Here is a 26,246-nt window from a genome sequence, read left to right on the forward strand (position 1 = left end):
GCCGACGCGGAAGCGCACGAAGCCGGTCAGCTCGCCACCGGTGGCCTCGACGACCTTGCCGACCGTGGTCTTGGGGTCCTTGGCGAAGGCCTGGTCGACCAGGACGTTCTCCTTGAAGAAGCCGTTGAGACGACCCTCGACGATCTTGGGGATGGCCTTCTCGGGCTTGCCCTCGGCGCGGGTGGTCTCCTCAGCGATGGCGCGCTCCTTGTCCACGACCTCTGCCGGGACGTCCTCGCGGGTGGCGTAGGCCGGGGAGTAGGCGGCGATGTGCATGGCGACGTCGTGAGCCACCTCGGCGGCCTTGGCGTCGGTGCCCACCAGGACGCCGACCTGGGCGGGCAGGTCGGGGTTGGTGCGGTGCAGGTAGAGCTCGATCTTGTCGGCCTCGAGACGGCCGACACGGCGCACGACGATCTTCTCGCCGATGACGGCCTGCATGCCGTCGGTGAGCTCCTTGACGGTGGAGCCGTCGACCTCGACCTCGGCCAGGGCCTCGGCGTCGGTGGCGCCGGAGTCCAGGGCGGCGGTGAGGACCTGCTCGGCGTAGTCGAGGAACTTCTGGTTCTTGGCCACGAAGTCGGTCTCGGCATTGATCTCGACGAGGACGCCGACCTGGCCGTTGCCGGAGTCGACGACCTTGGCGGCGATGAGGCCGGCGGAGGCGGCGCGGCCCTCGCGCTTGGCGATGCCCTTGAGGCCCTTGACGCGAATGATCTCGATGGCCTTCTCGGCGTCGCCGTTGGCCTCGTCGAGGGCCTTCTTGACGTCGAGCATGCCGGCGCCGGTCTTCTCGCGCAGCGCCTTGATGTCAGCGGTGGTGTAGTTCGCCATGAATGTCTCCTGGTCAGTCAGTGACTAATAGACGTGTGAAAAAGGACGAGTGAGAGGTGCTCACAGCGCGGGGACGCCGCGCTGTGAGCGAGGAGCTGAGGTGGTGAGCCCGAGCTCAGGCCTGCTCAGCGGCGGGGGCCTCGGCGACAGCCTCGGTCACCTCAGCGGCGACCTCGGCGGCCTCGGCCTCGGCTCCGGCGAGGAGCTGGGCCTCCCACTCGGGCAGCGGCTCGGCGTCGGCGGGGGCGACCTCGGCCTCCTCACCGGTGCGGGCGCGGCCGCCGGAGCGGGCCAGCAGGCCCTCGGCGGTGGCGTCGGCGACGACGCGGGTCAGCAGGGTGACGGCGCGGATGGCGTCGTCGTTGCCGGGGATGCCGTAGGTGGCCTCGTCCGGGTCGCAGTTGGTGTCCAGGATGGCGATGACCGGGATCCCGAGCTTCTGGGCCTCGGAGATGGCCAGGTGCTCCTTCTTGGTGTCCACGACCCACACGGCCGCGGGGAGCTTGCTCATGTCGCGGATACCGCCCAGGGTGCGCTGGAGCTTGTCCTTCTCGCGGCGCATCATGAGCAGCTCCTTCTTGGTGCGGCCGGAGCCGGCCACGTCGTCGAAGTCGATCTGCTCGAGCTCCTTCATGCGGTCCAGGCGGGCGCGCACGGTGGAGAAGTTGGTGAGCATGCCGCCCAGCCAGCGCTGGTTGACGTAGGGCATGCCGACACGCTGGGCCTGCTCGGCCACGGCGGCCTGGGCCTGCTTCTTGGTTCCGACGAACAGGATGTTGCCGCCGCGAGCGACGATCTCCTTGACGAAGTCGTAGGCGGTGTTGATGCCCTCAATGGACTGCTGGAGGTCGATGATGTAGATGCCGTTGCGCTCAGTGAGGATGAAGCGCTTCATCTTGGGGTTCCAGCGACGAGTCTGGTGCCCGAAGTGGACACCGCTGTCAAGGAGCTGGCGCATGGTAACGACGGCCATGACGGTCCTTCCGTGTGTGCCGAGAGGTTGCTCGACGCACGATCATTCGGGGGACGGCCGAGCTGCGCCCGGACGCGTCCCAGGGTTCTTCTTCTGGGTTCTTCCCCGTGGTTCCGCACGCTTGCGAACGCGCACCGGAGCCGGTGACCGACTGGGAGCCGGCGCGGATGGGGCCTGGTGCCTGCGACGCACGGCCACCCGTTCACCGTGGCGAACCGTGATGACCGGGACCGCGACCGTGTCGCCCGGAGGGACGTCCCGAGATGCTCGGGTGCAGGCACGCGAAGTCAGCATTCCGGGCCCGTTTCCCACTGACGCCGGAGCGATCCGCAGAATGCTGCGGAGGCGAGGCTACCACAGGACTGGACCAGCCGCCGAGGCCGAATCAGCGGTATTCGGAGTCATTCCGGTCACCACAGGCAGCCTTCCTCACGGGGCTTTCCACAGGGCCGACGACGCCCCCGGCGCCGAGGGCCGCTCGGCGCGCACTCTGAGGGCATGCAGCCACAGCAGCCTCGACAAAGCCGCCACCTCCGAGATCCTCGCACGCCGTCCTCTCCTGCCCACCACTCGTCCCGCCGCCTTGCGGCGCTGGCAACGGCCCTGATCGCCTGCGGCTCACTGGTCGCGCTGCCCGGTGCTCCACCGGCTCAGGGCATGAGCACTCTCCCCGGCCCAGCCACTAGCACTGCCGTGACCACGGTTCGGGCTCCGTGGGCGCAGGGCCCGTTGCCTCTCGAGCGGGCGGGCAGCGCGTCTGGGCCGACCGGGGCCGCCCACTGGTTGAGCTCGTCAACCTCGCTCGTGACACGCCTGAGCCCCTCCTCCCCGCTCATTAATGGCACGGGGACGGCCGGCCTGGCGCCGACGGATCGGTCTGCGGGTCCCCGGCACCCGCGGGGCCGCTATCAGTGGCCGACCGGCGCGCCGGCCACCGTGGTGGAGGACTTCGACCCGCCCGCCGTCGTGTGGGGACGCGGACACCGGGGAGTGGATCTTGCGGCCGCTGAGGGCACGCAGATCCGCAGCGCCGCCGCGGGGACGGTCGCCTTCGCCGGCATGGTGGCCGGACGCCCCGTAGTATCCATCGACCACGCCGACGGGATCCGCACCACCTATGAGCCGGTCGAACCGGCCGTCAGCGCCGGTGACACGGTGGCTGCGGGGCAGATCATCGGCACCCTGCTGGCGGGGCACCGCTCGGACGGGGTCTGCGCCCTGCACTGGGGGGCGCGCACCGGCCCCAAGACGTACATCAACCCGCTGCGCCTGCTGCAACCTGCCGTCATCCGTCTCAAGCCCCTTCACTGAGAACGCAGCCCCACGAGGGCTCCGCTCAGGCGCGGGGGAAGGCCTGCTCGTAGACGCTGCGCAGGCGCTCAGCCGAGACGTGGGTGTAGCGCTGGGTGGTGACCAGGGAGGAGTGGCCGAGGAGCTCTTGGACGCTGCGCAGGTCCGCTCCCCCGCCCAGGACGTGGGTGGCGGTGCTGTGCCGCAGTCCGTGCGGGCCCAGGTCGGGCACTTGGGCGGCCGCGCACAGGCGGTGGACGACGTCGCGCACCGCCCGGGGATCGATGCGTCGCCCCCGCGCCCCGAGGAAGAGGGCGCCTCCCGCATCGACGGCGCAGATCTCACCGCGCCGATGCAGCCATGCCTCCAGTGCCTTGGCGGCGGGCAGCCCGTAGGGGACGGTCCGTTCCTTACGGCCCTTCCCCAGGACTCGCAGGGTCCGTTGGGAGTGGTCGAGGTCGGCGACATCCAGGCCGACGAGCTCGGAGACCCGCACTCCGGTCGCGTAGAGCGTCTCGATGATGGCCAGGTCACGCACGGCCAGGACGTGCCCGTCAGAGGCGAGGTCCGAGGCGGTCTTGAGCAGCTGCGAGGCTTGCTGGGTCGTCAGCACCCCGGGCAGGCGGTTATCGACGCGGGGCCCGCGCAGACGCGCGGCGACGTCGGAGGTGAGCAGTCCCGTCTCGAAGGCCCAGGAGGAGAAGGTCCTCACCGAGGCCGAGCGGCGGGCCAGGGTGGCGCGCGAGTGACCGCTCGCGGCCATCGCGGCGAGCCAGTCCCGCAGATCCGCCAGGTCAAGGGTGGCCAGGGCGGCGTCGACTGGCTCCGCGTCACCCTCACCGACACCGAGGAAGCTCAGCAGGTCGTTGATGTCGACGAGATAGGCGCGCACGGTGTGCCCGGACAGGTCCCGTTGCAGGGCCAGGTAGCTGCGGTAGGAGTCGAGCAGATCGGCGCGCGTCCTCGGCATGTGCTCCCTCCTCCCTGCTGGCGACAAGAACACCTGAAGACTACGGCGCCGGGACGGGCCCTCCACGGAATACGCGCCGTAGGCATCGGCAGCGCACGGCCCGGTGACGCCGCTCTGACGCGCCCCGGCTCTGCCCGAGCACGGGGGTCTCGGCGACGCCCTCGCCACTAACCACCTCCGCCTCAGATCACTATCTCCGCCGGACAGACAATCGCCACCTTGATTCAACGCACAATCTCACCATTCGAATCACAAGTTCATAACAACCATCCAGGCGGCACTACGGATACCAACCTCCCCTTCTCCTTGATCCCAACGAAAAATCCACTCTTCCTCTGTATTTCCCCACATTCGGGACATTTGTTGCCGTCCAACGAGGAAGTTAAAATCTTGGTCGTTCTGACGAACTCCATCCCTTCCTGGCTCATCCCTATTTCCTGCTGGAGCGCAGCACTGTGAAACGGTTCTCCAGGCGCGGCGTCCACGTCGGCGTCATCGCGGTCCTGACCGCTGCCGCTCTGGTCGCCGTCGTCCTGCACCCGGGGATGGTCACCCATGTTGTCGATCTTCATGACGGTGGAGTGCGGGCGACCAACGGGAGGATGGCGATGGTCGCCCACCTCAGCTACCGCTCGCAGACGCTCAACAGGGGCCTGCGCACCTCCTCGACGAGCTTCGGCGTCGACCAGTCCGGCTCCCAGGTCGTCATGTCCGACGCCTCCTCGGACACCTATACGCAGATCGACGACATCACGCCGCCCCGGGCCACCGGCTCCGGCTCCACCGTCCCCACCCTCGTCTCCAGGAGGTTTCGTCCATGAACATGCTGACACGCTGGGTACCCGGCGACATCCTGGTCGCCGTCGGGGACGGCGGCGTTCTCGCCCTCGACGGGAGCGCGCAGGCGTTGGAGGCGATGTGGACCGAGCTCGGTGAGCACCGCTGCCTCGGCGACCTGCTCAAAAGCCTGAGCCGGCTGCACGACAACGAGGTCTTCACCCTCCCCGACTTCCTCATGATGGCCATCGACGGCCAGGAGCTGCGAGTGGCCGCCCGAGGCCGCTTCTGCCTCCACCTGGACACTGCCGACGGCGAGCGCAGCTTCAGCGCCTCCGAGGTCGTCGTGTGGGAGGAGTCCCGCTATGAGCGGGTCAACCAGTGCATCCTCGAGCTCACCCCGGCCACCAGACACCCAGCCGGTCCCGAAGGGCTCGACGAGTTCCTCCCCCTGCGCTCGGGGATCGTCCGAGCCTCTCAGCTGCACATCGGTTTCGGAGCCCACCAGCACCCATTGTCCTCACCGGCTCAGACCGGCGCTCACGGAGGTCAGGGGGCACCGCTGCCATCGGCGGCCCAAGAGATCCTCCAGCAGGCTCAGGCCGACGGCGCCCCCGAGCGGGACGACCCACCGCCGTCGTCATCGCTACCTGCGAGGCAGGAGCAGGGGGAGGCCGCCCACCTATCCCGCCCCGATCCCGGACAGACGCTGGGACCGCAGTCCATGGACCTGCTGGACGGTACAGGCTCCCCGCAGGGGACCGGGGCGGGGGCTCCGGCCGCGGTACTGGGGCCCGACGACGTTCCGGCGGCCGAGGCCGCAGCTCCAAAGGCACAGGGGCAGCAGACCCAGGACAAGAACGTCGGTCGTCTTGTTGAGCACACGACGATGCAGGGGGCCGAGGCGGCCATCGGCCCGGTCTCCTCCCAGGACATGGATCCGTTGGCCCGACTCACCGCAGGGTCCGGACGCCACCGGGCCTCTCCCCTGGGCGAGGGCACCTCCGGCCGGCACGCATCGCAGGCCGCTGAGCCGCTCCCGGATCAGCGGCAGACCCCGGACGGCGGCGCGGATGCAACCTCCCCGAAGGGTTCGGCGCCCTCGGGCGAGCAGGGCAAGCACGACGGACGTACCGTCCAGGCTGCAGGACTTCATGCCACCGGAAACGCACTGGGCGGGCAGACCGGGCTCGACGAGCCCTCCGGCACCGGCCCCAACGTGATGGCCGTCTTCTGCGAGGCGGGGCACCCCAATCCGGTGCACGCCTCCTCGTGCCGCGAATGCGACGGCACCATCACCTCCAGGACCGGCCAGGTCGAGCGACCGGTCCTGGGCGTTCTGCATGTCTCCTCAGGCGCCACGGCGATCCTGGACACTGATGTCATCATCGGCCGACTGCCCCAGGGCACGAGCAGCACCGCCGCTCAGCGCCCCCGCCTGCTGGCCGTCCCCAGCCCGGGCAAGGCGATCTCGAAGACTCACTGCGCCGTGAGGGTCGAAGGCTGGGACATGCGCGTGGAGGACCTGGGCTCCACCAACGGGACCTTCCTGCTGCGCGCCGGGGAGGAGCCCCGCCGCGTGCCCGAGCACCAGCAGCTCCTCCTGCGCGCCGGCGACATCATCGACATCGGTGATGGCACCACCCTGACAGTGGAGCGTGAGGCGTGATGTCCTCCCCGAGCTCCGCCCCGCAGGGACCGCCGATCCCCGGAGCCAGCCCCAAGCGCCTCCTGGGCGCCGGGGGCTTCGCCGATGTCTTCCTGTATGAGCAGCGGGTGCCGCGCCGCGACGTGGCGGTGAAGATCCTGCGGCCAGGAGGCACCCGACGCGACCACCACCGGTTCACCACTGAGGCGGACCTCATGGCCCGTCTGTCATCGCACCCCTCCATCGTGTCGGTCTACGGGGCCGGGACGGTGGAGGAGGAGCGCAACTACCTCATCATGGAGTACTGTCCCCCTCCCCATCTGGGCAAGCTGGCCGCCTCGCAGCCCTTGTCCCTCACACGCGCCCTGGAGATCGGTATCCAGCTGGCGGGCGCGGTGGAGACCATTCACCGGGTCGGCTACCTCCACCGCGACATCAAGCCTGCCAGCATCCTGCTCACCCCCTTCGGGCGTCCGGTGCTCGGCGACTTCGGGATCGCCGCGCCCATCGGGCTCAGCATCGAGAAAGACGAGTTCGGAGGGGCGTCCCCGCCGTGGGCCTCACCCGAGCAGCAGCTCGACCGGGAGAGCCTGACTCCGGCCTCGGATGTCTACGCCCTGGCCGCGACCATCTACACGCTGCTGGCGGGACGCTCACCCCACGTCGATGTCTCAGGGGCCGACCGCAACGACCAGCTCTCGATGATCGACCGAGTGCTCCACCGACAAATCCCCCCGATCGGGCGACACGACATACCCGAGCAGCTCGAGCGGGTCCTGGCCACGGCGATGGCCAAGTCTCCCCACGGACGGTATGCCAGCGCCGTCGCCCTGGCTCGGGCGCTGCAACAGGTACAGACCGACCTGTGCCTGACCATCACCCAGCTCGATGTCATGGAGGAGGCGTCCGGAAGACACACGAGCGGGAACCGGAACCAGGACTCCACGATGCTGCGGCCGGCCGTCATAGTGGACCCGGACGGGCCGACCGGAACCGTGCCCGCCGCACACCGGCACGACGACGCCGCCACGACCTTCGCGCCTCGTCGTGTCAAGGCCCAGCCCGCCGGCTCCGCCTCGGCGTCATCAGCTCTCCGTCCCGGTTCCGCTCTCCCGCCCCAGGACGATGAGGCCGAGGTCACGAGAGACGACCCGGGCTCGAAGGAAACCGAAGCGGGCCTGCGGCGGCGCAGGCGCCCGTCGGGGCGAGCCGTAGCCGTCACCGTGGTGGGCACCGCCGTCATGGTCTGCCTGAGCGCGATCGGAGTGTGGTCGGTGCTGTGAATGGAGGAAGGAGGGATCATGACGACGTCACCCGCCGGGCCCTGGCTCAGGCGCACCGGAGCATGCCACTGGCCTACCCCACAAGGGCGGGGCAGGCCCCATCCATCATGGTCCCGCCGTCGTGGCAGGGCGCTCTTCAGTCCCGACCACCTGTGCCCTTCCGGGTGCGTCGCCTCCAGCCGGAGGCGGTGCGTTCCACCTTCCCTGAGAGCTCCAGGATCCCCAGTGCCGAGGTGGTCTCCTTCGGGGACAGCCCGGCGGAGCGGACGATGGACTCGGTACTCGCCGCGGCCCGGGCCGGCATGGCGTCCAGGACCAGCGAGGCGGCCGGGTCCAGGCCATCGAGGAGCCCACTGCCTCTCAACTCGGGGTCCTGCTCCTTGGCGGCGTCCGCGTCGACGGTGCCCAGGGGCGTCAGCAGCTCCAGGGCATCGTCGGTATCGGTGATGCACACCGCCCCTTTGCGCAGGAGCCGGTGGCATCCGACCGAGGACATGGAGGTCACGGGGCCGGGAACGGCTCCCAGCTGCCTGCCCAGCTCGAGGGCGCGGTGGGCAGTGGACAGGGCGCCTGATCTCCAGGCCGCCTCCACCACGATCGTCGCCTGCGAGATCGCCGCGATGACGCGGTTGCGTGAGACGAACCGGTGTCGGCCGGGCTGACAGCCCGGCGGTACCTCCGCCACCAGGGCCCCGGAGGCGATGACCGCCTCCAGCACCCCGGTGTTCCCCACCGGGTAGAGGCGGTCCACTCCCCCGGCTGAGACCGACACCGTTGGTCCCTCACCCAGTGCCCCACGGTGAGCGCAGGCATCAATGCCGAAGGCTCCCCCGGAGACGATGAGGCCACCTTTGGCCGTCACCCCCGCGGCCAGGGAGGTGGCGACCGTTTCCCCGTACCGGGTAGAGGCCCGAGCCCCCACCAGCGCCAGGCACAGGCCGCTGGCCGGTCCCACCGGCATCCGCTGCTCACGTACAGGTTGACCAGCGCCCGCAACACGTGGAGCGCCGTCGTCTCCAACGGCTCCGGGCTCGGCGTCCTCAAGGCCCTTGTCCCTCAGGTCCCCGGCGTTGACCAGCAGCGAGGGGTCGCCACGCACCCACAGACAGAAGGGCGGGTGCTTGAGCTCGTCGAGCCCCGGTGGCCACCAGGGCTCCCCCGGGAGGATGAGGCTCCCACCCAGGCGGTCGAGCACATCGAGCTCGCGGCGAATGTCGAGTCCCTCCAGGCGCGGCGCCCACCGGGCGGCGACCTGGGCCCAGCAGGCGCTGATATCGGCGGAGCCGGGCATCCCCGGGGGCGGCTGCGGCACCGGTGGCCGCGGGGAGCTGCGCACCTGCCCGGAGGGGTCGATGGCCTCTTCCAGCAGCCATCTCAGGGCGGGACTCGGCCCGATCCGCCCCACCACCATGGCTGCGGTGGCGTTGTCGGGCTCTGCCAGGCGGGACCAGGTCGCGCGTGCCAGCGCCGGATCGTCGATGTCGTAGGGCAGTGTCATGGGTGTCATGGGCGTCATGGGCGTCATGGCCGCACTCCTGAGGTTCTCAGGGCCAGGGCGGTCCCGATGTGGGCGAGGGAGAGGGTCTCAACTCCCTCGAGGTCGGCAAGGGTCCAGGCCAGTCTGAGGACCCGGTCCACCCCGCGCAGGGAGAGGTCGCCGCGTTCGAGGGCGGTCATGAGGCGGCGGCTGAGTGGAGCGCTGAGTCCGCCGTCGGGTCCTCTGAGGTAGGAGCCGGGGACCTCGGCGTTGAGGCGCCACGGGGTGCCGGCCAGCCTGCGCTCCGCGGCCCGGCGGGCACGCAGGACGCGCCGCGCCACCTCGACGCTGGACTCTCCATGGCCGGTGGAAGCGAGGTCGGCGGCGCTGACGGCACCGACCTCGACCTGGATGTCGACTCGGTCCAACAGTGGACCGGACAGTCGTGAGAAGTAGCGCCGCCGCTGCAGGGAGGTGCAGGTGCACTCCAGGCCGCGGCCGCCGGCCTTGCCGCAGGGGCAGGGGTTGGCGGCCAGGACGAGCTGGAAGGCGGCCGGGTAGCTGGCACGCCCACCCACCCGGTCGATGGTAACCACTCCCGACTCCAGCGGCTGGCGCAGGCAGTCCAGGACGCCGGCACTGAACTCGGGGGCCTCATCGAGGAAGAGCACCCCGCGGTGAGCCAGGGAGACATCCCCGGGGCGGGGCAGGCCGGAGCCTCCCCCGACGACGGCGGCCCGGGTCGCCGTGTGGTGCGGCGCGCGCAACGGCGGCCGGGTGATGAGTCCGCGGGCGGGATCGAAGATGCCGGCCACGGAGTGCAAGGAAGTGACGGTAACAGCATCGGCCTGCTCCAGGGGCGGCAGGATAGAGGGGAGCCTCTCAGCGAGCATGGTCTTGCCCGTCCCCGGGGGCCCCACCATGATGAGGTGATGTCCCCCGGCGGCGGCGACCTCGAGGGCCTGGCGGGCCTCGGACTGCCCGACGACGTCGGCCAGGTCCGGCTGCTCGGCATCCCGCGGCGGGGTCGTGGGGGCGTCGTCTGTGGCGGCCTCGGTGACCTGCTCCAGCGCGGCGGCCACGGCCGCGCTCAGGCGCCCTCCATAACGCTCGACGAGCTGACCGACGTGCCTGACGGCGGTGACGCGGGCGCCGGGGACGAGCTCGGCCTCGGCGGCGGCCTCCTGGGCGACGACGATCTCCTCGACCCCAGCGGCCACCGCGGCCTGGACGCTGGGCAGGACACCGCGCACCGAGTGCACGGAGCCGTCCAGCCCGAGCTCGCCGATGTAGACGGTCCGTCCCAGGAGCCCGGCCGCGCTCCGTCCGAGCCGACCGCGGGCCCCCAGGACGGCCAGGGCGAGCGCCAGGTCCAGCCCGGTCCCGGTCTTGCGCAGGTCAGCCGGGGAGAGGTTGACGGTCAGGCGCTGCTCGCCCCAGGTGACGCCGCAGGTGCTCAACGCGGCCCGGACGCGCTCACGCGACTCACGCACGGCGGCGTCGGGCAGGCCCACGAGGGTGAATCCGGGCAGGCCCTGGGTGGCGTGAGCCTCGACCTCAACGATGTGTCCGGCCAGCCCGGTCAGCGTCACAGCAAGCGTACGAGCTAGCCCCATGACGCATCCACCGCCCGGTGGTGGCGCAGCAGCGCAGGACGCGCGTCGCGCATAAGGATGGAGACGACGTCCAGGCGCATGCCGGCGTGCGGCGGGGTCTCGTGGGTACTCGCCCAGGCGGCAGCCAGGGCCCGCAGTCGGGCGACCTTGCGGGCGTCGACGGCGGCGGCCGGCGGCCCCTGGCGCAGGGAGCTGCGGGTCTTGACCTCGACGATGACGAGCCTTGCTCCTGCCCACCCCTGAGCTGGGTCGGTGACGGACTCACTGCCCGGCTCGCGGTGCGCGTGACCGGGTTCCAGTGCGATGATGTCGAGCTCTCCGCGCAGGCCGTGGTCCGGACGCCAGTTGCGCTCCAGGACCTGCCAGCCGATGTCCTCCAGGTAGGTGGCGGCAAGATCCTCTCCACGCCGCCCGGTGCTCTGGCGGGACGCCCCTGCGCGGACAGCTCCTGCGCCTCCCGGGCCCTGGAACGGCGGCGTGAGCGCGTGATCGCCGCACCTGGCTGCGATCACCGTTCGTCCCCTTGTGGCTGCTACGACCTGTTCGGTCATCCCGATCACCTCCGCCACTAGCGTGAGGCCGGATCAGCCGGTGCGCGTCATGGCGCGATCGGCTCTGTGGAAGGCGCTGTCAGAAGACGAGCTGTGGCCCCCGGCGAGCGGGGAGGGACAGCCGAACGGAGCCTTCTGAGGTGGCGCGGCGTGGGAAGGACGCTAGGAGGAGGGGATGTCCATCTCGAGCTTGGTGAGCTCCTCGACGTTGACGTCCTTGAAGGTGACGACGTGGACGGACTTGACGAACCGGGAGGCCCGGTAGATGTCCCACACCCAGGCGTCCTCGAGGGTCAGCTCGAAGAAGACCTCCCCGCCGCTGGTGCGTACCTGGACGTCAACGGCGTTGGCCAGGTAAAACCGCCGTTCAGTCTCCACCACGTAGGAGAACAGGGAGGCGACGTCGCGGTACTCCCGGTACAGCGAGAGCTCCAGCTCGTTCTCATAGGACTCGAGGTCTTCTGCGCTCACCGGGCCATCATGCCTGGCCTCAGCCGCTGGAGGCGGCAGGCAGCGGGGGCGAGTCGGCCCTGCCCGCACCTCGCCCCCGGGCCGCACACCCGCGTCAGGAGGCGCCGTCAGCGGTGGCGCTTGTCCAGGCCGGGCAGGTGCCAGCTGCGTCGATGCTGGTCACTGGCCCCCAGGGAGGTGAGTCCCCGGATGTGGGCCGGTGAGGCATAGCCCTTGTTGGAGGCCCAGCCGTAACCGGGGTCATCGAGATCGGCCATGAGGCGGTCGCGTTCGACCTTGGCCAGGACACTGGCCGCGGCGACGACGGCGCACCGGGCGTCGGCCTTGACCTCCATGTGCACCGGCGGGGTGGAGGGAACCTCAGCGGGCTCGGGACTGTCCTTTGGGGCATGAGTGCTCTCCAGGGCGGTGAGCAGGTCGGGTTGGGGGGCGGTGAGCCAGTCGGCCACGCCGTCGAGGATGATGACGCCGGGGGCGTGACCGCGATCAGCGACCTGCTGCAGGGCCCGCAGACCCGCCATCCGAAGGGCCCCGATGATGCCGTGCTCATCGATCTCTGCCGGTGAGGCGTGGGCGACGGCGTGGTCCACGAGCCAGCCGCGCACGGGCTCGATCAGGACGGTGCGGGCCCGGGCCGTCAGCTGCTTGGAGTCGGCGAGCCCCTCGGGGAAGTCATCGTCGGTGCGTCGCGCCACGATCGCCAGCCCGACACTGACCGGTCCGGCCAGGGCCCCGCGACCGACCTCGTCCAGACCGCCGACGTAGTCGTAGGTCTCCAGCAGCGCCTTCTCCAGGGACCGGTCGGGGCGGGTGCGTCCTCGAGGACTCACCTCGTTCTCCCCGCAGCCTGCTCCTGGCCGGAGGAGTGTGCGGAGACGTCCGGGCTGTCAGCCGGCCCGCCGGGTCCGGTCTGCGGCCCGTCATCAACACCGGTCCCCTCGCCACCAGTGCCAACGTCATCGGAGTCCCTGCCCTCGGGGGCCGGGGAGGGTGCCTCCTCCTCGGAACCCGTCTCCCCGTCACCCGTGGGGGCAGCGGGAGACGAGGGAGGTGCCGGCGGCGTCGCCTCCTGCGCCGGGACGTCTGAGAAGGCGCGCTCCCCTCCCCACAGCACCCCCCACCGGCTCAGGTGCGTCCACTGGAAGACCACCTTGGCCACCCCGACGACGTTCTTGAGCGGCACGAAGCCGCCATGGGCGTCGTCGCGGTGGTAGCGGGAGTCGGCCGAGTTGGAGCGGTTGTCCCCCATGACCCACACGTAGCCCTGGGGGACGGTGACATCGAAGGAGGTCAGGGACGGGGACTGACCGTCCTTGACGTAGGGCTCCTTGATCGCGACACCGTTGACGCTCAGTGTCCCCTTCCCGTCGGCGACCACATGGTCGCCGCCGACACCGACGACCCGTTTGACGAGGTGATGGCCGGTGTTCTCCGGCAGAAGGTTCACTGAGACCATGAGCCTCTGGGTGGCGCCGCGAAGCCCCGTCGGTTCCTTGACGTGAAGCCAATCGTCGGGATCGGAGAAGACGATGACGTCACCCCGCTCGACGTCGTCGGAGCCGTACATGGGCACGGCGACCTTGTCCCCGTCACGCAGGGTGCGTTCCATGGAGCCCGAGGGGATCTCGTAGATCTGGACGACGTAGGACCGTAGAAGAGCCGGCACCATGATGACGACGGCCACGACGAGCACCAGTCTGATGACCCGTTGATACAGGGGGCTGGTCTGCGGCGGGGGGATGGCGGGGGCCACCTGCCGGCGGGGCGGGATGGAAGGGGGCAACTCGGTGGGCTCGTCATCGGGCTCGGGCTCGGCGTCGGGGTCGATGAACGGGTCGTAGTCCCACTGCTCGCTGTCGTCGACCGGGGCCGCACTGGGAGGTTCCTCGGCGGTCTCAGGAGCCGTGCGGCTCTCCTGGGGGGAGTCCGCTGACGGAGAGCTGCAAGCCGGTGTGATCGCGGACCTGGAGGTCCGGCCGATCTGAGAGGGATCGGCCTGCTTCAGGTCCAGCCCGACGTCGTCGGCCCCATCCTGCACCGGACTCACCGTGCTCCTTCCCCGGAATTGATGGACATGGGTCCACCGCTGCACGGCGGTGGGAGATGGCGAGCGCCCGGAACCCGTGGGCTCCGGGCGCCGCCTGGAGAGTGCAGGCGCTCAGTCCTCGCGACGCTCCTTGATCTTGGCGGCCTTACCGCGCAGGTTGCGCAGGTAATAGAGCTTGGCGCGGCGGACCTGGCCCCGGGTGACGACCTCGATCTTCTCGATGGAGGGCGTGTGGACGGGGAAGGTGCGCTCAACACCGACGCCGAAGGAGACCTTGCGGATGGTGAAGGTCTCCGAGACGCCGCCGCCCTGGCGCGCGATGACGACGCCCTGGAAGACCTGGACGCGGGTACGCGATCCCTCAACGACCTTGACGTGGACCTTGAGGGTGTCCCCAGGACGGAAGGAGGGGATGTCGTCACGCAGTGATGCGGCGTTGATCTCGTCGATCAGGTTCATGTTTCTCTCCACACCCGTGCCACTGGTCAGGAGTGCTGGTTCGGCGGCGCCGCGCCGTGCGGGGCAGCGCCGGAGGTGGACGCTCCCGGGCTCCTTCACAGCGGCCGCCTCCCCAGTGGCAGAGGAGCCGCAGGACCCAAGTGCCCGCTCAGTTTGCCACAGGCTCAGTCCACGGACGAGAGCGTCAGCCTCGACGTGCCTGAGTTCACGCCTTTCTCACGCCCCGGTACGCATTCGGGGCGGTCAGTCCCCGGAGCCCGCCAACGTGCTCGCCGGGTTGGGCGCGGCCGGTCCGGCGGGGAGCGCCGTGGGGGGGGAGGTCGGCTTGGGAACCTGGGAGAAGACCTCCTGCCCGGAGGTGAGGCTGGACCAGTGGGAGTACGGCCACACGACGTTCTTGGCCACGCCGACGACGTTACTCAGGGGCACGAAGCCGCGATGGACATCGTTCTGGTGGTAGCGGGAGTCCGAGGAGTTGGAGCGGTTGTCGCCCATGACCCAGATGTAGCCCTCGGGGACGGTGACGTCGAAGGCGACCTCGGAGGCCGACCGGCCGGGCTTGAGGTAGCCCTCATGGAGTTCGACGCCGTTGACGGTCAAGGAGCCCTTCCCGTCGGCCACGACGTGGTCACCGGGCATTCCGATGACCCGCTTGATGAGGTGGTGGCCGGCGTTCTGGGGGAAGATGCGGATCGCGACGAGGAAGTCCTGCGCGGCGCCCTGCAGGCCAGTGGGCTCCTGGGTCGTCAGCCAGTGGTCCGGGTCAGTGAAGACGACGACGTCACCCCGGTGGACCTTGTCGGAGTCGTACATCGTCACGGTGACACGGTCGCCCTCGTTGAGGGTGTTCTCCATCGAGCCCGACGGGATGGTGAAGCTCTGGATGATGAAGGTGCGGATGAGGGCGATGATCGCCACGGCGACGACCAGGTAGGACAGGGTAATGCCCCACTGCTTGAGGCGGAAGACGATCCGCTCCCCCAGCGAGGCCGGCTCAGCGGCCTCGCTGGCCCCGGCCTTGTCCTCGCCGGCGCGGTCCGTGTGACGGTGGTTGTTCCGGCGGTCATGGTCGGTCCGCAGGTGACTGCCCGAGGTCACGTCCTCATCCGCCTCATCATGGATCCTGCCCTGAGGGCTCTGGTCGGGTGCGCTGCTCATAGGCCTTCTCCTGTCCGCCGGATCATGACGACGTCGTGGGCGTCCTGGCCACCGACGTTGTAGGTGCGGGTGCCGACCTGGCGGAAGCCGGCCCGCTTGTAAGCCTTCTGGGCGCGTTTGTTGGTGACGTGGGTGCCGAGCCAGAGCAGGTCTGTTCCGTGGGCGCCGGCCTGGCGCGTCACGGCGTCCATGAGCGCGGGGGCCAGCCCGGATCCCCTCATGGCGGCGTCGACGTACACCTTGGACAGCTCGCCGACGACCTCTCCTCCGGCAGGCCGCACGCAGGCGGGACGGGGGTCGATCCCGTGGGGCTGTTCCCCGTCGGAGTCGGCCTCCTCGCGCAGTACTGCGGCGTAGCCGACCAGGGCCGGAGCGGTGCCCGTGCTCGCCCTCCCCTCGAGGTTGCCGTCCCGCAGCGACGGGGGCTCCAGCAGCTCGGCGAGAATGAGGTCGACGCGGTCGTCGTCGGCCCAGGTGGCGAACAGCTCGGGAACCAGGTTCGTGGCGATGTGGCGCTCGAGGAACTCGGGGTCGATGACGTTGCCGCAGGCATCGGGAAAGGTGCGCGCCGCGAGCTCGGCCAGGGCGTGGGCGTCGTCGGCGGTGGCGTTGCGAAGGCGCACCGGAACCGGGTGGTCCGCCCCGGCCGGGACCGCCCACCCCAGGCGAGCCAGGAGCGCACGGTCCTCACGATCCAGGCCGGCGGGGTCCAGGGCCCGGATCATGTCGGGTCGGCGCTCGACGGTGCGGGTGAGGGCCTGGTCCCGTCTGGCTCGGGCGATACGGCCGTGGTCGCCGGAGAGCAGGACGGGGTCGACTTCCAGGCCTCGCCACCGGGTGGGGCGGGTGTGGACGGGGTACTCCAGCAGGCCGGCGACTCCGTGGGACTCCTCGACCAGGGACTCGGGGTTGCCCAGGACCCCGGGCAGGAGTCGGGCGATGGCCTCGATCATGACAATGGTGGCGACCTCTCCCCCGTTGAGCACGTAGTCGCCGATGCTCAGCTCGCGCACCTCGATGCCGCGGGAGGCGTAGTGCTCGGGCACGCGCGCGTCGATGCCCTCGTAGCGGCCGCAGGCGAAGACCAGGCGTTCGGCTCCGGCCAGGTCCTCGGCGGTGCGCTGGGTGAAGACCTCCCCGGCGGGGGTGGGGACGATGAGGACCTGACGGGGCGCATCGGGGGTGTCCACGGCGAGCACCTCATCGAGAGCCTCGCCCCACACGTCGGGCTTCATGACCATGCCGGCCCCACCGCCCAGGGGCGTGTCGTCAACGGTGCGGTGCCGGTCGTGGGCGTGGTCGCGCAGATCGTGGACGTGCAGGTCGAGGGGGCCGCGGTCGGCCGCCTTCCCGATGAGGGAGAGGTCGAGGACCTTGAGGTAGTCGGGGAAGATGGTGACGACGTCGATCCTCACCTGGCCTCCTCCGCCTGGCCGCGTCCGGGGAACAGGCCACCGGGCGGGGCCAGCGTCACCGTGCCGGCCTCGGGATCGATGGCCGGCACGAGAGCCTCAACGAAGGGCACGGCCACATCGTCCCCCTCAGGGGTGGTGACCACGAGCCGGTCCTGGGCGACGCCGGGCTCTACGTCGGTGACCTCTCCCAGCTCCTCACCGGAGACGCTCAGCGCCCGCAGGCCGACGAGCTCGTGGCGGTACCAGGCCTCCTCGGAGTCCTCAGGGCCCTCACCGCCCTGGTCGTCGTCGGTCTCGACCAGGAGCCTCACTCCTCGCAGGACCTCCGCAGCCGTGCGGTCGCGCGCCTGCTCGAAGGCGGCGAACCAGCGCGAGCCGTCGAAACGCAGACGGCTGACCGTCAGCGGGCCCGCGTGGGCCGGCTCCGTGGGGACGATGGTTCCAGGTGCGAGACGGCCCTCGGGGTCATCGGTACGGATCTCGAGACGCACCTCGCCCTTGAGGGCATGGGCGGGACCGACGACAGCAAGGGTGAGCAGCACCTGTTCTCCTGGGATCGGGGCATGGAACGGTTTGTCCGGAAAGTCTGGATGTCTGCGGCCAACCTACCGCGCCGTGGTCTGCGTTCCCATCGGCCGCGGGGATGAGGTGGCGCACCGCCGGAGTGAGGTTGGCCAACTCGATACGGCTCCCGGCCGGCTGCGGTCGTCGCCACCAGCGGCGCAGGAGCGCCCGCCCCGAAGGACGACGACGCCCGGCCCCCTTGGGCGGGGACCGGGCACCGGCGTTGATCGATCAGACCGGCCGAGGCCGAGGCGGCCTACTGCACCGACCTGAAGGCCCTGCGCTCAGCGGCGGTCGGTGTCGACGACGTCGACGCGCACCGGCGAGTCCGCCAGCGCTCCGACCACTGTGCGCAGTGCTCGAGCAGTACGGCCCGAGCGGCCGATGACTCGGCCGAGGTCCTCGGGGTTGACCCGCACCTCCAGCAGGTCGCCGCGGCGCAGCGACCGGGAGGTGACGGTGACGTCGTCAGGGTTGTCGACGATGCCCCGTACAAGGTGCTCGAGGGCGTCGGCCAGCATCTCAGGCCTCCTCGGCGGCGGCCTCATCGGAGGCCTGGTCCTCAGCGGACTCCTCGGCCTTGGACTCGGCGGCCTCGGCCGCTGCAGCGGCCTCCTCGTCAGCCTTGGCCTTGGCGGCGGCGGCCTTGCGCTTCTCAGCGTCGTCGGCGGCGGCCTTGACCGCGGCCTCCTTGGCGACCGCGGCGGCGTCGGCGTCCTTGACCTTGAGGGTGCTCTCGACACCCTTGAGGCCCTTGAACTGGTGATAGTCGCCGGTGATCTTAATCAGCTTGTAGACAGCGTCGGAGGGCTGAGCGCCCACGCCGAGCCAGTACTGGACGCGCTCGGAGTCGATGCTGATGAGCGAGGGCTCCTGCATCGGGTCGTAGACGCCGATCTCCTCGATGACACGGCCATCGCGCTTCTTGCGGGAGTCGAGGACGACGACCCGGTAGAAGGGGGCGAACTTCTTGCCCATGCGCTTGAGGCGAATCTTGACTGCCACTTGGTTGAACTCCTGGTTCTGGATGGTTTGGCGCGCGCTGGTCCCCGGTGGGGTCAAGCAACGGTTTCCGGCGTGAGCCGAGACGCGACCGGGGCCGGGAGAGGGACCGACGTCCGACCGAGTACAGCCGGACATTCTGCCAGAGCCTCCGAGGAGGTCGCCAGCCCGAGCCGGGGCGCCGCCCCACCACTCGGTGCGAGATCGCCCACAGGCGACGTCGACTCCGAGCTTGCGCGCCCCTTCAATGGGGCACCACGCCGATTGACTCACCCCGCACGGTTCGCACCGGTCAAACCCCAGCGCGGCCCACGACGCCGGGGCATGCTTCGCCCATGAGGCTTCTCCCCTTCGGTAACCGCGGCATCCAGCCGCCCGGCAAGAGCTCATCGATCCGACCGCCACGCTCCGGACAGGGCACTCCGACGTCGATCCGCCCTCCCAGCACCTCCTCGACGGACGGACTGCCCTCAGGCGCCGACCACGAGAGCGCCACGACCGGACCGAAGCGCCCCCGGCGCACCCCACAGCCCCTGACCGGGAACGCACAGTCCGTGAAGCCCCACCACGCGCAGTAGGGCTGTGGCCTGCGATCCTTCTTGGAACCTTCTGCGTGGCGGCACTGGTCATTGCTGGGCGAGTGGCCGTGAACTCCACGTCACACGTTGCACCGAGCGCCTCTCCTCCACCACCTCCGCCTGCCTCTTGCGAAATGGAAGGACATCAAACGGAAGGCTCTTCATGGAAGAAGACGTGGAGTCTTGACACCGGTCTCCCGGAATGGGAGAACGATTTCACGTGGGACACCTACGCGTGCGGGCACTATATCGTTGTCATTCACCACAAGAACGACGATAAGGCAGATCTGACAGGATTCCATATTAAAGGCAATACTCCCAAGAAGATCTGGTCGACGTCGCTAGGATATACGTTCACCACCGGCTACCGACACTGGTGGGGAGGGAACCTGCTACTGAACGGCCAGGTTCTTGACCCCACAACAGGAAAGACGACTGAACTCCCATCGGGTTTCCAGTCTTTAAGCTTCGTCGCCAATGACAACACAGCCGTCTCATGCAGCTCCTCGTACTCGGACGCGAACAGTACCTGCACGGGTTGGGACTGGAATAATGGCGAGCCGACTCAGCGCTGGCAGCAGACCTACGACTTCACATCAGTCCACCCACTCTGGCACCATGCCGATGGAACACCATCATCAGAGTCGATCGCGGTGTCCGTTGAAAGCTCTCCCAAAGACTCTTCCAGCATCGGAGTTCTTTCGACGAGTGACGGCTCCCTCGTGACCCTCTCACCGGAGAAGAACGGTCAAGGGCACCCCATTCAGCTGCTTTCCGCTAGCGACGGCTGGATCACCATCGATCCAGACAGCTCGACAGCATCCACCTTCTCCAAGAATGGGGCGCCCGCGGAGTCCTTCACCCTCAGGGGCTCCACTGCGTCCCTCCTCATCAAGGATGGTCAGCAACCCTCGCTGTCACAGTTCAGGGCCGCTTACGAGTCGGGTGACACGACCTGGGCCGATATCGACCTCACCTGCACCGATGCCACGCACTGCAGTCTTCATGGATACCCATTGACACTGTCCGACGATGTAGCCACGTGGAACACCCCGGCCCGTGCGCAGTTCCAGAGCTCCTGGAAACTGAGCTCCGACAAGCGCACGCTCACCATACGCGGCCGCTCCGCCAGCAGTGAGATCGGTGCGGTGTTCATCATCGACACGGCATCGAAGACGCCGATGGCTCCTCTGCCCATCACATCCCGTGGAGCAGTCATCCCCGTCTGGCGCCAGGATTTCATTGTCGCGATCGACGGCTCCACATTGATCGGCTACGCACCGCAGTCCTGAGGACACGACGGCATGACGCACAGCCTGCTGCCGTATGACAGGTGTCATGCAGCAGCGGTGACAGCGCTCAGTACCGGGAGCCGTGGGCCGGCGCGACTCTGAGGCCATGATCCGAACCACAGCAGCCGCCACCACTCACTCCCCGGGTTCCGGTCCTCAGGTCGGGCACACGGCTCCGGCCCCCGCGATTGACTCCCGTGGCCTGCGCAAGACATTCGGCAGCCTCGTCGCCGTCGACAACCTCGACCTGACCATCCGGTCCGGAGAGGTGGTCGCCTTCCTGGGCCCCAATGGCGCGGGCAAGTCCACCACCCTCGACATGGTCCTCGGGCTGACCCTGCCCGACGCCGGGACGATCGAGCTTCTGGGAACCTCCCCCGACCAGGCGGTCCAGGCAGGTCGCGTTGGTGTCATCTTCCAGGACGGCGGTCTTCTGGACGACTTCACCGTCGGGGAGACCCTGCGGGTCGTGGCCTCGATGGGACCCCGGCACTACGACAACATCTCGCACGCTTCCAGGCTCGACGACGTCGTCGACCAGGCGAGTCTTGGAAAGCTCCTCACCCGCAGAGTGAGCCGCTGCTCGGGAGGCGAGCGCCAGCGCCTGCGCCTGGCCCTGGCTCTACTGCCGGACCCCGACCTCCTCGTGATGGACGAGCCCACCGCCGGCATGGACGTCAACGCCCGGATAGCCTTCTGGGAGACGATGCGCACCCAGACCCGCCGCGGCCGCACCGTCCTGTTCGCCACCCACTACCTGGAGGAGGCGGCCTCCTTCGCCGACCGCATCGTCATCATCGCCCACGGCCGCCTGGTCGCCGACGGAAGCGTCGACGAGATCCGAGCCCTGGGCGACGGCGCCCTGGTCACCGCCACCTGGCCCAGGCTCTCCGAGGAGTCACTAGGGCAGTACCTGGCCGACTGCCCCGCGGCCGGCAGCATCCTGCATGCGGTCGTCCACGGTGAGCACGTGGAGCTGCGCACGACGGACTCCGACGCCGTCGCCCGCTGGCTGCTGAGCGCCACCCCCGCCGAGCACCTGGGGATCGGCGCCGCGAGCCTCAACGAGGTCTTCACCGCTCTGACCTCAGACCGCTCTGACGGCGCACCTGCGCCAACACCCTAGCCCACGCCCTTGACCCTGCCCACCATCACCACATGCATTGAGGCCACATCATGACCGCGATACCTCAGACAAGCTCCGATCTCTCCGCCTCCCCCGTGAGTTCCTCTGCCGGCAGCCCCGGCGGCCAGTCGCGCCGTTCGGGTGGGCTCAGGCCCGCACGCCCCCTTCTGACCTACCTCCGGCTCGACCTCTACCGGAGTCTGCGCGAGCCGGCCAACCTCTTCTTCGTCATCGCCTTCCCTGTGGCGATGTACCTCGTCTTCGGTCGGTTGAACGCCTCCGCCGGGGACTACGGCCCGCACGCTCACGGCAATGTCTCGGCCTCGGTGATGCTTGCGATGGCCTCCTTCAGTGCCTGTCTGGGTGCCACGAGCGCCTCGGCGGCGGCCGCCGTCGAGCAGTCAGCGGGCTGGGGCCGGCAGATGGCGGTCACCTCCCAGGGCCTGCGCGGCTACCTGGTGGTCAAGACCGGAACCGCGGTGGGAACAGCGGCACTTCCCGTCGTCGTCGTGCTCGCCGCTGGGGCACTGACGGACTCGCAGATGGAGGGCTGGGTCTGGGCCGTCAGTCCCCTCATCTGTCTGATCGGGGTCCTGCCCTTCGTTCTGTGGGGGCTGGCCGCCGGGATGTGGCTGCCGTCCTCGGCATCGATCGGTATCGCGACCTCCTTGGTCTCCTTGTTCGCCTTCATCGGCAACGCCTTCATGCCCCTGAGTCACACGCTGCTGACGATCAGTCGCTTCACCCCGATGTACGGAGCGACGGCGCTGGCCCGGTGGCCGCTGGGCGAGGGGTGGGCCTACGTACCGGATCGGCAAGCGGGTATCCAGGACCCGTTGTGGATGCCGTTGGCTAATCTGGTGGTGTGGACACTCATCTTCGGGCTGCTGGTGATCGGGGCCCGACGTCGGGCGACCAGGCGCCGATGAGACCGGAGATGACTATGCCGCAGCCGCTGCATGACTCAGCTGACCTGAAGGCATCATCGTCTGGGGCAGGGCGGCCCCGTTCCCGCCCCTGGCACCGCTATCGCCGTCATATCGTCTGGGACGCCACAGTATGGGTGCTGTTCCTGGCCCTTCCCATCATCCAGCTTCTCCTCGGTTCCTTCACCTGGTGGCAGCGCCTGCTGGGCCTTACCGGGGTGCTGGGGTTCATCGCCGGCTACGTCTGGGCGTTCTCGACGCCGGCCGACCGTGCATCGAGGGTCAACGTCCCTTCTACTGACCTCCCGACTCGAGTCCTTCTCAGAGAGCTCGCGGTCCAGGGCTTCTTCACCGTACTGACGCTGCCGGCACTGGGATGGTGGGCGGTCTGCTTCTTCCCCTTCTTCTGCTCGTTGATCCTGTTCTCCACGACGTTGCGCCGAGGCATCCCCACCGTCGTCATAGCGACGGGTCTTCTGATTGCCGCCTCGCTGTTATGGAACACACATCCGGAGTCGCACTGGCAGGTACTGGGCATATCGCTCACCGAGATTCCCATCATCATCGCCCGCATCGCGGTGGAGCTCCAGGAGCGCAGAACAGCCGCTGAGCGCGAGCTCGCCCTCGTCTCCCAGCGAGAGGCGCTCGGGCGCGACGTCCACGACATCCTGGGGCACTCCTTGACGGTGCTCACTCTCAAGGCCGAGGTCGCCCGCCGGCTCATCGAGCGTGACCCGGCCGCCGCCTCCCGGGAGCTCGACGAGGTCATCACCCTGGCCCGTGGAGCCCTTGCCGACGTGCGTTCCACGGTGACACGCCTGCGGTCCCCGGACCTGGCCAGCCAGATGGAGGCCACGCGTACCGCCTTGAGCGCGGCCCGGATCCGTGTGGATGTGACCGGCAGCGCCCAGGACATTCCTGAGCGTCAGCGTGCCCTCATGGCCTGGGCCTTGCGTGAGGCCACCACGAACGTCGTCCGGCACTCGCAGGCGGCCACTGTGACGGTACATCTGGAGCCGGGGCTGCTGCGGGTGAGCGATGACGGTGTCGGCCTGGCCGGTGACCAGCCCGGCAACGGCTTGGCGGGCCTGCGCTCCCGCTGTGAGCAGGAGGGCGGTTCGCTCACCATGACCAGTCCACTCACCCGTCGCACTGACTCATCCGGCGCCGGCACGACAGACACCGCTGGCGTGACGACCGGCGGGACCAGACTGGAGGTGAGGCTGCCGTGAGCCCGATCCGCGTGCTCATCGCCGATGACCAGGCACTCGTGCGCGGTGCTCTGGCAACGCTCCTGGGGCTCGAGAGCGATCTGGAGGTCGTGGCCCAGGTGGGGCGGGGCGACGAGGTCCTGGACGCAGTGCGCGAGCACACCGTGGACGTGGCCCTGGTCGATATCGACATGCCGGGGCGCGACGGGCTGGCGGCCACCGCCGAGGTCGTCGACTCGGATCTGCCGTGCCGGTGCCTCATCGTGACGACCTTCGGTCGCCCGGGCTACCTCTCACGAGGCATGGAGGCAGGGGCAGCGGGCTTCATCGTCAAGGACACCCCGCCCGAGGCGCTGGCCGAGGCGATCCGCAAGGTTCATGCGGGCCTGCGGGTCATCGACCCCGAGCTCGCCCAGGAGTCGGTTCTGCTCGGCCCCAATCCTCTCACCGAGCGGGAGAAGGAGGTTCTGCTGGCGGCGGCCACGGGTGCGGACGCCCGAGAGATCGCCACCCGGCTGAGCCTGGGCGAGGGCACGGTGCGCAACTACCTGTCCTCGGCGATCGCCAAGACCCACGCCCGCAACCGCACCGAGGCGGCCCGCACCGCCGAGACCAACGGCTGGTTGTAAGCGGGCCTGGCTCCTCCAGTGGCTTCTAGAGTCCGAGGTGGCGACGCAGGTCCTCGGGCAGGGCGCTCATGGCGTCGGCGACGTCGTCGCCCGAGGGCTGTGCGCCGGCCTGAGCCTGCGGCTGGCCCTGAGGCATGATCCCGTAGCCGGAGGTATCGCCCTGGCCGCCACCGAGCCCGAAGGAGGAGCCGGCTGCCGGCGCAGCCCCCTGCCCGCCCTCGATCTTTGCCTGCTTGGCGGCCGCCGCCTCCTTGGCCTGACGGGCGGCCTTGGCTGGGTTGCCGCTGCGGCCCTTCTTGCCGCCCTTACCGCGCTTGGCCTTGGGGGCCTGACGAGCCTTGGAGTGCTTGCCCATGCCCGGCAGCGACCCCATGCCGGGCATGGGACCGCCTTCACCGAGTCCACCCATGCCGCCGGAGGCCATGGCCTCCATCATCTTCTTGGCCTGCTCGAAGCGGTCCACGAGCTCGTTGACGGCCTGGACCGTGGTCCCCGATCCCTTGGCGATACGGCTGCGGCGAGAGCCGTTGAGGATGGACAGGTCCTTGCGCTCGGCGGGCGTCATGGAGCACACGATCGCCTCGATACGGTCGACCTCGCGCTCGTCGAAGTTGTCCAGGGCCTCACGCATCTGCCCCATCCCGGGCATCATGCCCAGGAGCTTCTTCATGGAGCCCATCTTGCGGATCTGGCGCAGCTGCCCCAGGAAGTCGTCAAGGGTGAAGGTTCCCTTGGCGAGCTTGGCGGCGGCGTCCTCGGCCTCCTGGCGGTCCATGGTCCGCTCGGCCTGCTCGATGAGGGTGAGCAGGTCACCCATGTCCAGGATGCGCGAGGCCATACGGTCGGCGTGGAAGCGCTCGAAGTCGGTCAGGCCCTCACCGGTGGAGGAGAACAGAACCGGGGCGCCGGTCACGCCGCGCACGGACAGGGCCGCGCCGCCGCGGGCGTCGCCGTCGAGCTTGGAGAGGACCACGCCGGTGAAGCCGACGCCGTCGCGGAAGGCGACCGAGGTGTTGACGGCGTCCTGACCGACCATGGCGTCCAGGACGAAGAGGATCTCGTGGGGGGAGACCGCATCGCGGATGCGGATCGCCTGGTCCATCATCTCGGCGTCCACACCCAGGCGGCCGGCGGTGTCCACGACGACGACGTCGTAACCGCTGGTACGCGCGTGCTCGACGCCGGAGCGGGCCACCGCCACCGGGTCGCCCACGCCGTTGCCGGGCTCGGGCGCCCACACGTGCACCCCGGCGCGCTCGGCGACGACGCTCAGCTGGGTCACGGCGTTGGGGCGCTGGAGGTCGGAGGCCACCAGCAGGACGCGCTTGCCCTGGTCGCGCAGCCAGCGTCCGAGCTTTCCGGCCAGGGTGGTCTTACCGGCACCCTGGAGACCGGCGAGCATGATGATCGTGGGGCCGCGGTCGGCCCAGTGGATCTCCCGGGTCTGGCCTCCCAGGACCTCGATGAGCTCCTCGTTGACGATCTTGACGACCTGCTGGCCCGGGTTGAGGGCCTGAGAGCGGGCGGCGTCGACCGCCTTCTCGCGCACCGCTGCGGTGAAGGCGCGCACCACGGGCAGGGCGACGTCAGCCTCCAGGAGGGCGCGGCGGATCTCGGTGACCGTGGCGTTGACGTCGGCCTCAGTGAGACGACCCTTGCCGCGCAGCTGGTTGAAGGAGGCGGTGATGCGATCGGAGAGGTTGCCGAACACGCGATGGTCCTTCCTGGCGCCGTCGGGCGCGTTGGTCGGGAGACTTCAGAGCGGGTGAGGGAGGAACATCCATGGCCGTGAGCCATGGCGACTCCGCTGACTGCGACCCAGGATAGCGGCAAGACGGGCCAGTCCTCTCCCCCGCGCCCGGACCGGGACTGACCCCACACTCCCCGGCCGGCGACCTCGTCTGCGTCATGCCTCAGGGCCTCGGCTCCGCCTGACGCCGTCCCCCAGC

At 69.4% G+C, this 26,246-nt stretch carries 27 protein-coding genes; 10 read left to right on the plus strand and 17 right to left on the minus strand.

Going from position 1 to position 26,246, the window contains the following annotated elements:
* Together tsf and rpsB are read right to left on the minus strand one after the other, a co-directional pair.
* The coding region (gene tsf, locus HMPREF3165_RS09605; protein WP_070512895.1) for a translation elongation factor Ts at positions 1-834 on the minus strand (834 nt) is incomplete at its 3' end.
* A 115-nt stretch (positions 835-949) separates the two neighbouring features.
* On the minus strand, positions 950-1,807 hold the full coding sequence (gene rpsB / locus HMPREF3165_RS09610) for a 30S ribosomal protein S2 (RefSeq protein ID WP_003786406.1): 858 nt from the start codon (positions 1,805-1,807) through the stop codon (positions 950-952).
* Between the two features lie 804 nt (positions 1,808-2,611).
* Here rpsB and HMPREF3165_RS09615 point away from each other — a divergent pair.
* A complete protein-coding gene (locus HMPREF3165_RS09615; RefSeq protein ID WP_256275255.1) occupies positions 2,612-3,118 on the plus strand; it encodes a M23 family metallopeptidase in 507 nt (168 codons plus the stop codon).
* A gap of 25 nt (positions 3,119-3,143) precedes the next feature.
* Here HMPREF3165_RS09615 and HMPREF3165_RS09620 read toward each other — a convergent pair whose 3' ends face one another.
* Entirely contained in the window at positions 3,144-4,067 is a 924-nt protein-coding gene (locus HMPREF3165_RS09620; RefSeq protein WP_070512897.1) for a tyrosine recombinase XerC, read from the minus strand.
* Positions 4,068-4,324: 257 nt separating this feature from the next.
* Positions 4,325-4,639, minus strand: a complete 315-nt coding sequence (locus HMPREF3165_RS13445; protein WP_176747042.1) for a hypothetical protein — start codon at positions 4,637-4,639, stop codon at positions 4,325-4,327.
* Positions 4,640-4,675: 36 nt separating this feature from the next.
* Between HMPREF3165_RS13445 and HMPREF3165_RS13910 the strand changes: the two genes are divergently transcribed.
* The 3 genes from HMPREF3165_RS13910 to HMPREF3165_RS09635 are packed head-to-tail and all read left to right on the plus strand — an operon-like array spanning position 4,676 to position 7,775.
* Positions 4,676-4,888, plus strand: coding sequence for a hypothetical protein (locus tag HMPREF3165_RS13910; protein ID WP_256275256.1), 213 nt, complete (start codon positions 4,676-4,678; stop codon positions 4,886-4,888).
* A complete protein-coding gene (locus HMPREF3165_RS09630) occupies positions 4,885-6,513 on the plus strand; it encodes an FHA domain-containing protein (RefSeq protein ID WP_070512900.1) in 1,629 nt (542 codons plus the stop codon). The genes HMPREF3165_RS13910 and HMPREF3165_RS09630 overlap by 4 nt, the downstream gene beginning before the upstream one ends.
* Positions 6,513-7,775, plus strand: coding sequence for a serine/threonine-protein kinase (locus HMPREF3165_RS09635; protein WP_256275257.1), 1,263 nt, complete (start codon positions 6,513-6,515; stop codon positions 7,773-7,775). The genes HMPREF3165_RS09630 and HMPREF3165_RS09635 overlap by 1 nt, the downstream gene beginning before the upstream one ends.
* Positions 7,776-7,911: 136 nt before the next feature.
* Here HMPREF3165_RS09635 and HMPREF3165_RS09640 read toward each other — a convergent pair whose 3' ends face one another.
* The 12 genes from HMPREF3165_RS09640 to rpsP form a co-directional block, all read right to left on the minus strand.
* Positions 7,912-9,300, minus strand: coding sequence for a DNA-processing protein DprA (locus tag HMPREF3165_RS09640; protein ID WP_070512903.1), 1,389 nt, complete (start codon positions 9,298-9,300; stop codon positions 7,912-7,914).
* Positions 9,297-10,868: a YifB family Mg chelatase-like AAA ATPase gene (locus HMPREF3165_RS09645; protein ID WP_020991654.1), complete on the minus strand. Its 1,572-nt coding sequence runs from the start codon at positions 10,866-10,868 to the stop codon at positions 9,297-9,299. Before HMPREF3165_RS09645 ends, HMPREF3165_RS09640 begins: the two co-directional genes overlap by 4 nt.
* Positions 10,859-11,419 (minus strand): YraN family protein, encoded by a 561-nt coding sequence (locus HMPREF3165_RS09650; RefSeq protein WP_070512993.1) that lies wholly within the window; start codon positions 11,417-11,419, stop codon positions 10,859-10,861. The genes HMPREF3165_RS09645 and HMPREF3165_RS09650 overlap by 10 nt, the downstream gene beginning before the upstream one ends.
* Before the next feature lie 162 nt (positions 11,420-11,581).
* Complete coding sequence (locus HMPREF3165_RS09655; protein WP_003781502.1) at positions 11,582-11,890, minus strand: DUF2469 domain-containing protein; 309 nt, start codon at positions 11,888-11,890, stop codon at positions 11,582-11,584.
* 107 nt (positions 11,891-11,997) lie between these two features.
* The gene (locus HMPREF3165_RS09660) at positions 11,998-12,720 is read right to left on the minus strand and encodes a ribonuclease HII (RefSeq protein WP_070512905.1); all 723 of its coding nucleotides are present in this window, start codon (positions 12,718-12,720) and stop codon (positions 11,998-12,000) included.
* Positions 12,717-13,937 (minus strand): signal peptidase I, encoded by a 1,221-nt coding sequence (lepB, locus tag HMPREF3165_RS09665; protein ID WP_070512908.1) that lies wholly within the window; start codon positions 13,935-13,937, stop codon positions 12,717-12,719. Before lepB (HMPREF3165_RS09665) ends, HMPREF3165_RS09660 begins: the two co-directional genes overlap by 4 nt.
* 111 nt (positions 13,938-14,048) lie before the next feature.
* Positions 14,049-14,396, minus strand: a complete 348-nt coding sequence (gene rplS, locus HMPREF3165_RS09670) for a 50S ribosomal protein L19 (protein WP_003786428.1) — start codon at positions 14,394-14,396, stop codon at positions 14,049-14,051.
* Positions 14,397-14,639: 243 nt separating this feature from the next.
* On the minus strand, positions 14,640-15,554 hold the full coding sequence (gene lepB / locus HMPREF3165_RS09675) for a signal peptidase I (RefSeq protein WP_070512911.1): 915 nt from the start codon (positions 15,552-15,554) through the stop codon (positions 14,640-14,642).
* Positions 15,551-16,969, minus strand: coding sequence for a tRNA (guanosine(37)-N1)-methyltransferase TrmD (gene trmD, locus HMPREF3165_RS09680; RefSeq protein WP_070512914.1), 1,419 nt, complete (start codon positions 16,967-16,969; stop codon positions 15,551-15,553). Before trmD ends, lepB (HMPREF3165_RS09675) begins: the two co-directional genes overlap by 4 nt.
* A complete protein-coding gene (gene rimM, locus HMPREF3165_RS09685; protein WP_070512917.1) occupies positions 16,966-17,511 on the minus strand; it encodes a ribosome maturation factor RimM in 546 nt (181 codons plus the stop codon). The genes trmD and rimM overlap by 4 nt, the downstream gene beginning before the upstream one ends.
* A 306-nt stretch (positions 17,512-17,817) precedes the next feature.
* Positions 17,818-18,054: an RNA-binding protein gene (locus tag HMPREF3165_RS09690; RefSeq protein ID WP_003786440.1), complete on the minus strand. Its 237-nt coding sequence runs from the start codon at positions 18,052-18,054 to the stop codon at positions 17,818-17,820.
* 1 nt (position 18,055) lies between these two features.
* Positions 18,056-18,538, minus strand: a complete 483-nt coding sequence (gene rpsP, locus HMPREF3165_RS09695) for a 30S ribosomal protein S16 (protein WP_070512919.1) — start codon at positions 18,536-18,538, stop codon at positions 18,056-18,058.
* A gap of 332 nt (positions 18,539-18,870) precedes the next feature.
* Between rpsP and HMPREF3165_RS13305 the strand changes: the two genes are divergently transcribed.
* The 6 genes from HMPREF3165_RS13305 to HMPREF3165_RS09720 all read left to right on the plus strand — a co-directional run bounded on the left by HMPREF3165_RS13305 (position 18,871) and on the right by HMPREF3165_RS09720 (position 24,297).
* Entirely contained in the window at positions 18,871-19,113 is a 243-nt protein-coding gene (locus HMPREF3165_RS13305; RefSeq protein ID WP_141745040.1) for a hypothetical protein, read from the plus strand.
* Positions 19,114-19,148: 35 nt separating this feature from the next.
* Positions 19,149-20,405: a hypothetical protein gene (locus HMPREF3165_RS13915; protein WP_256275258.1), complete on the plus strand. Its 1,257-nt coding sequence runs from the start codon at positions 19,149-19,151 to the stop codon at positions 20,403-20,405.
* Between the two features lie 106 nt (positions 20,406-20,511).
* Complete coding sequence (locus tag HMPREF3165_RS09705) at positions 20,512-21,531, plus strand: ABC transporter ATP-binding protein (RefSeq protein WP_070512996.1); 1,020 nt, start codon at positions 20,512-20,514, stop codon at positions 21,529-21,531.
* 50 nt (positions 21,532-21,581) lie between these two features.
* On the plus strand, positions 21,582-22,460 hold the full coding sequence (locus HMPREF3165_RS09710; protein ID WP_070512925.1) for a hypothetical protein: 879 nt from the start codon (positions 21,582-21,584) through the stop codon (positions 22,458-22,460).
* Between the two features lie 134 nt (positions 22,461-22,594).
* The gene (locus HMPREF3165_RS09715) at positions 22,595-23,689 is read left to right on the plus strand and encodes a sensor histidine kinase (protein ID WP_070512927.1); all 1,095 of its coding nucleotides are present in this window, start codon (positions 22,595-22,597) and stop codon (positions 23,687-23,689) included.
* A complete protein-coding gene (locus HMPREF3165_RS09720; RefSeq protein ID WP_010613576.1) occupies positions 23,686-24,297 on the plus strand; it encodes a response regulator transcription factor in 612 nt (203 codons plus the stop codon). The genes HMPREF3165_RS09715 and HMPREF3165_RS09720 overlap by 4 nt, the downstream gene beginning before the upstream one ends.
* 25 nt (positions 24,298-24,322) lie before the next feature.
* Here the strand turns inward: HMPREF3165_RS09720 and ffh are convergent, their stop codons facing one another.
* Positions 24,323-26,008 (minus strand): signal recognition particle protein, encoded by a 1,686-nt coding sequence (gene ffh / locus HMPREF3165_RS09725; RefSeq protein ID WP_070512930.1) that lies wholly within the window; start codon positions 26,006-26,008, stop codon positions 24,323-24,325.
* Positions 26,009-26,246: the final 238 nt, after the last annotated feature.

The sequence above is a fragment of the Actinomyces sp. HMSC08A09 genome, assembly GCF_001807465.1.
Lineage (GTDB): Bacteria > Actinomycetota > Actinomycetes > Actinomycetales > Actinomycetaceae > Actinomyces > Actinomyces oris.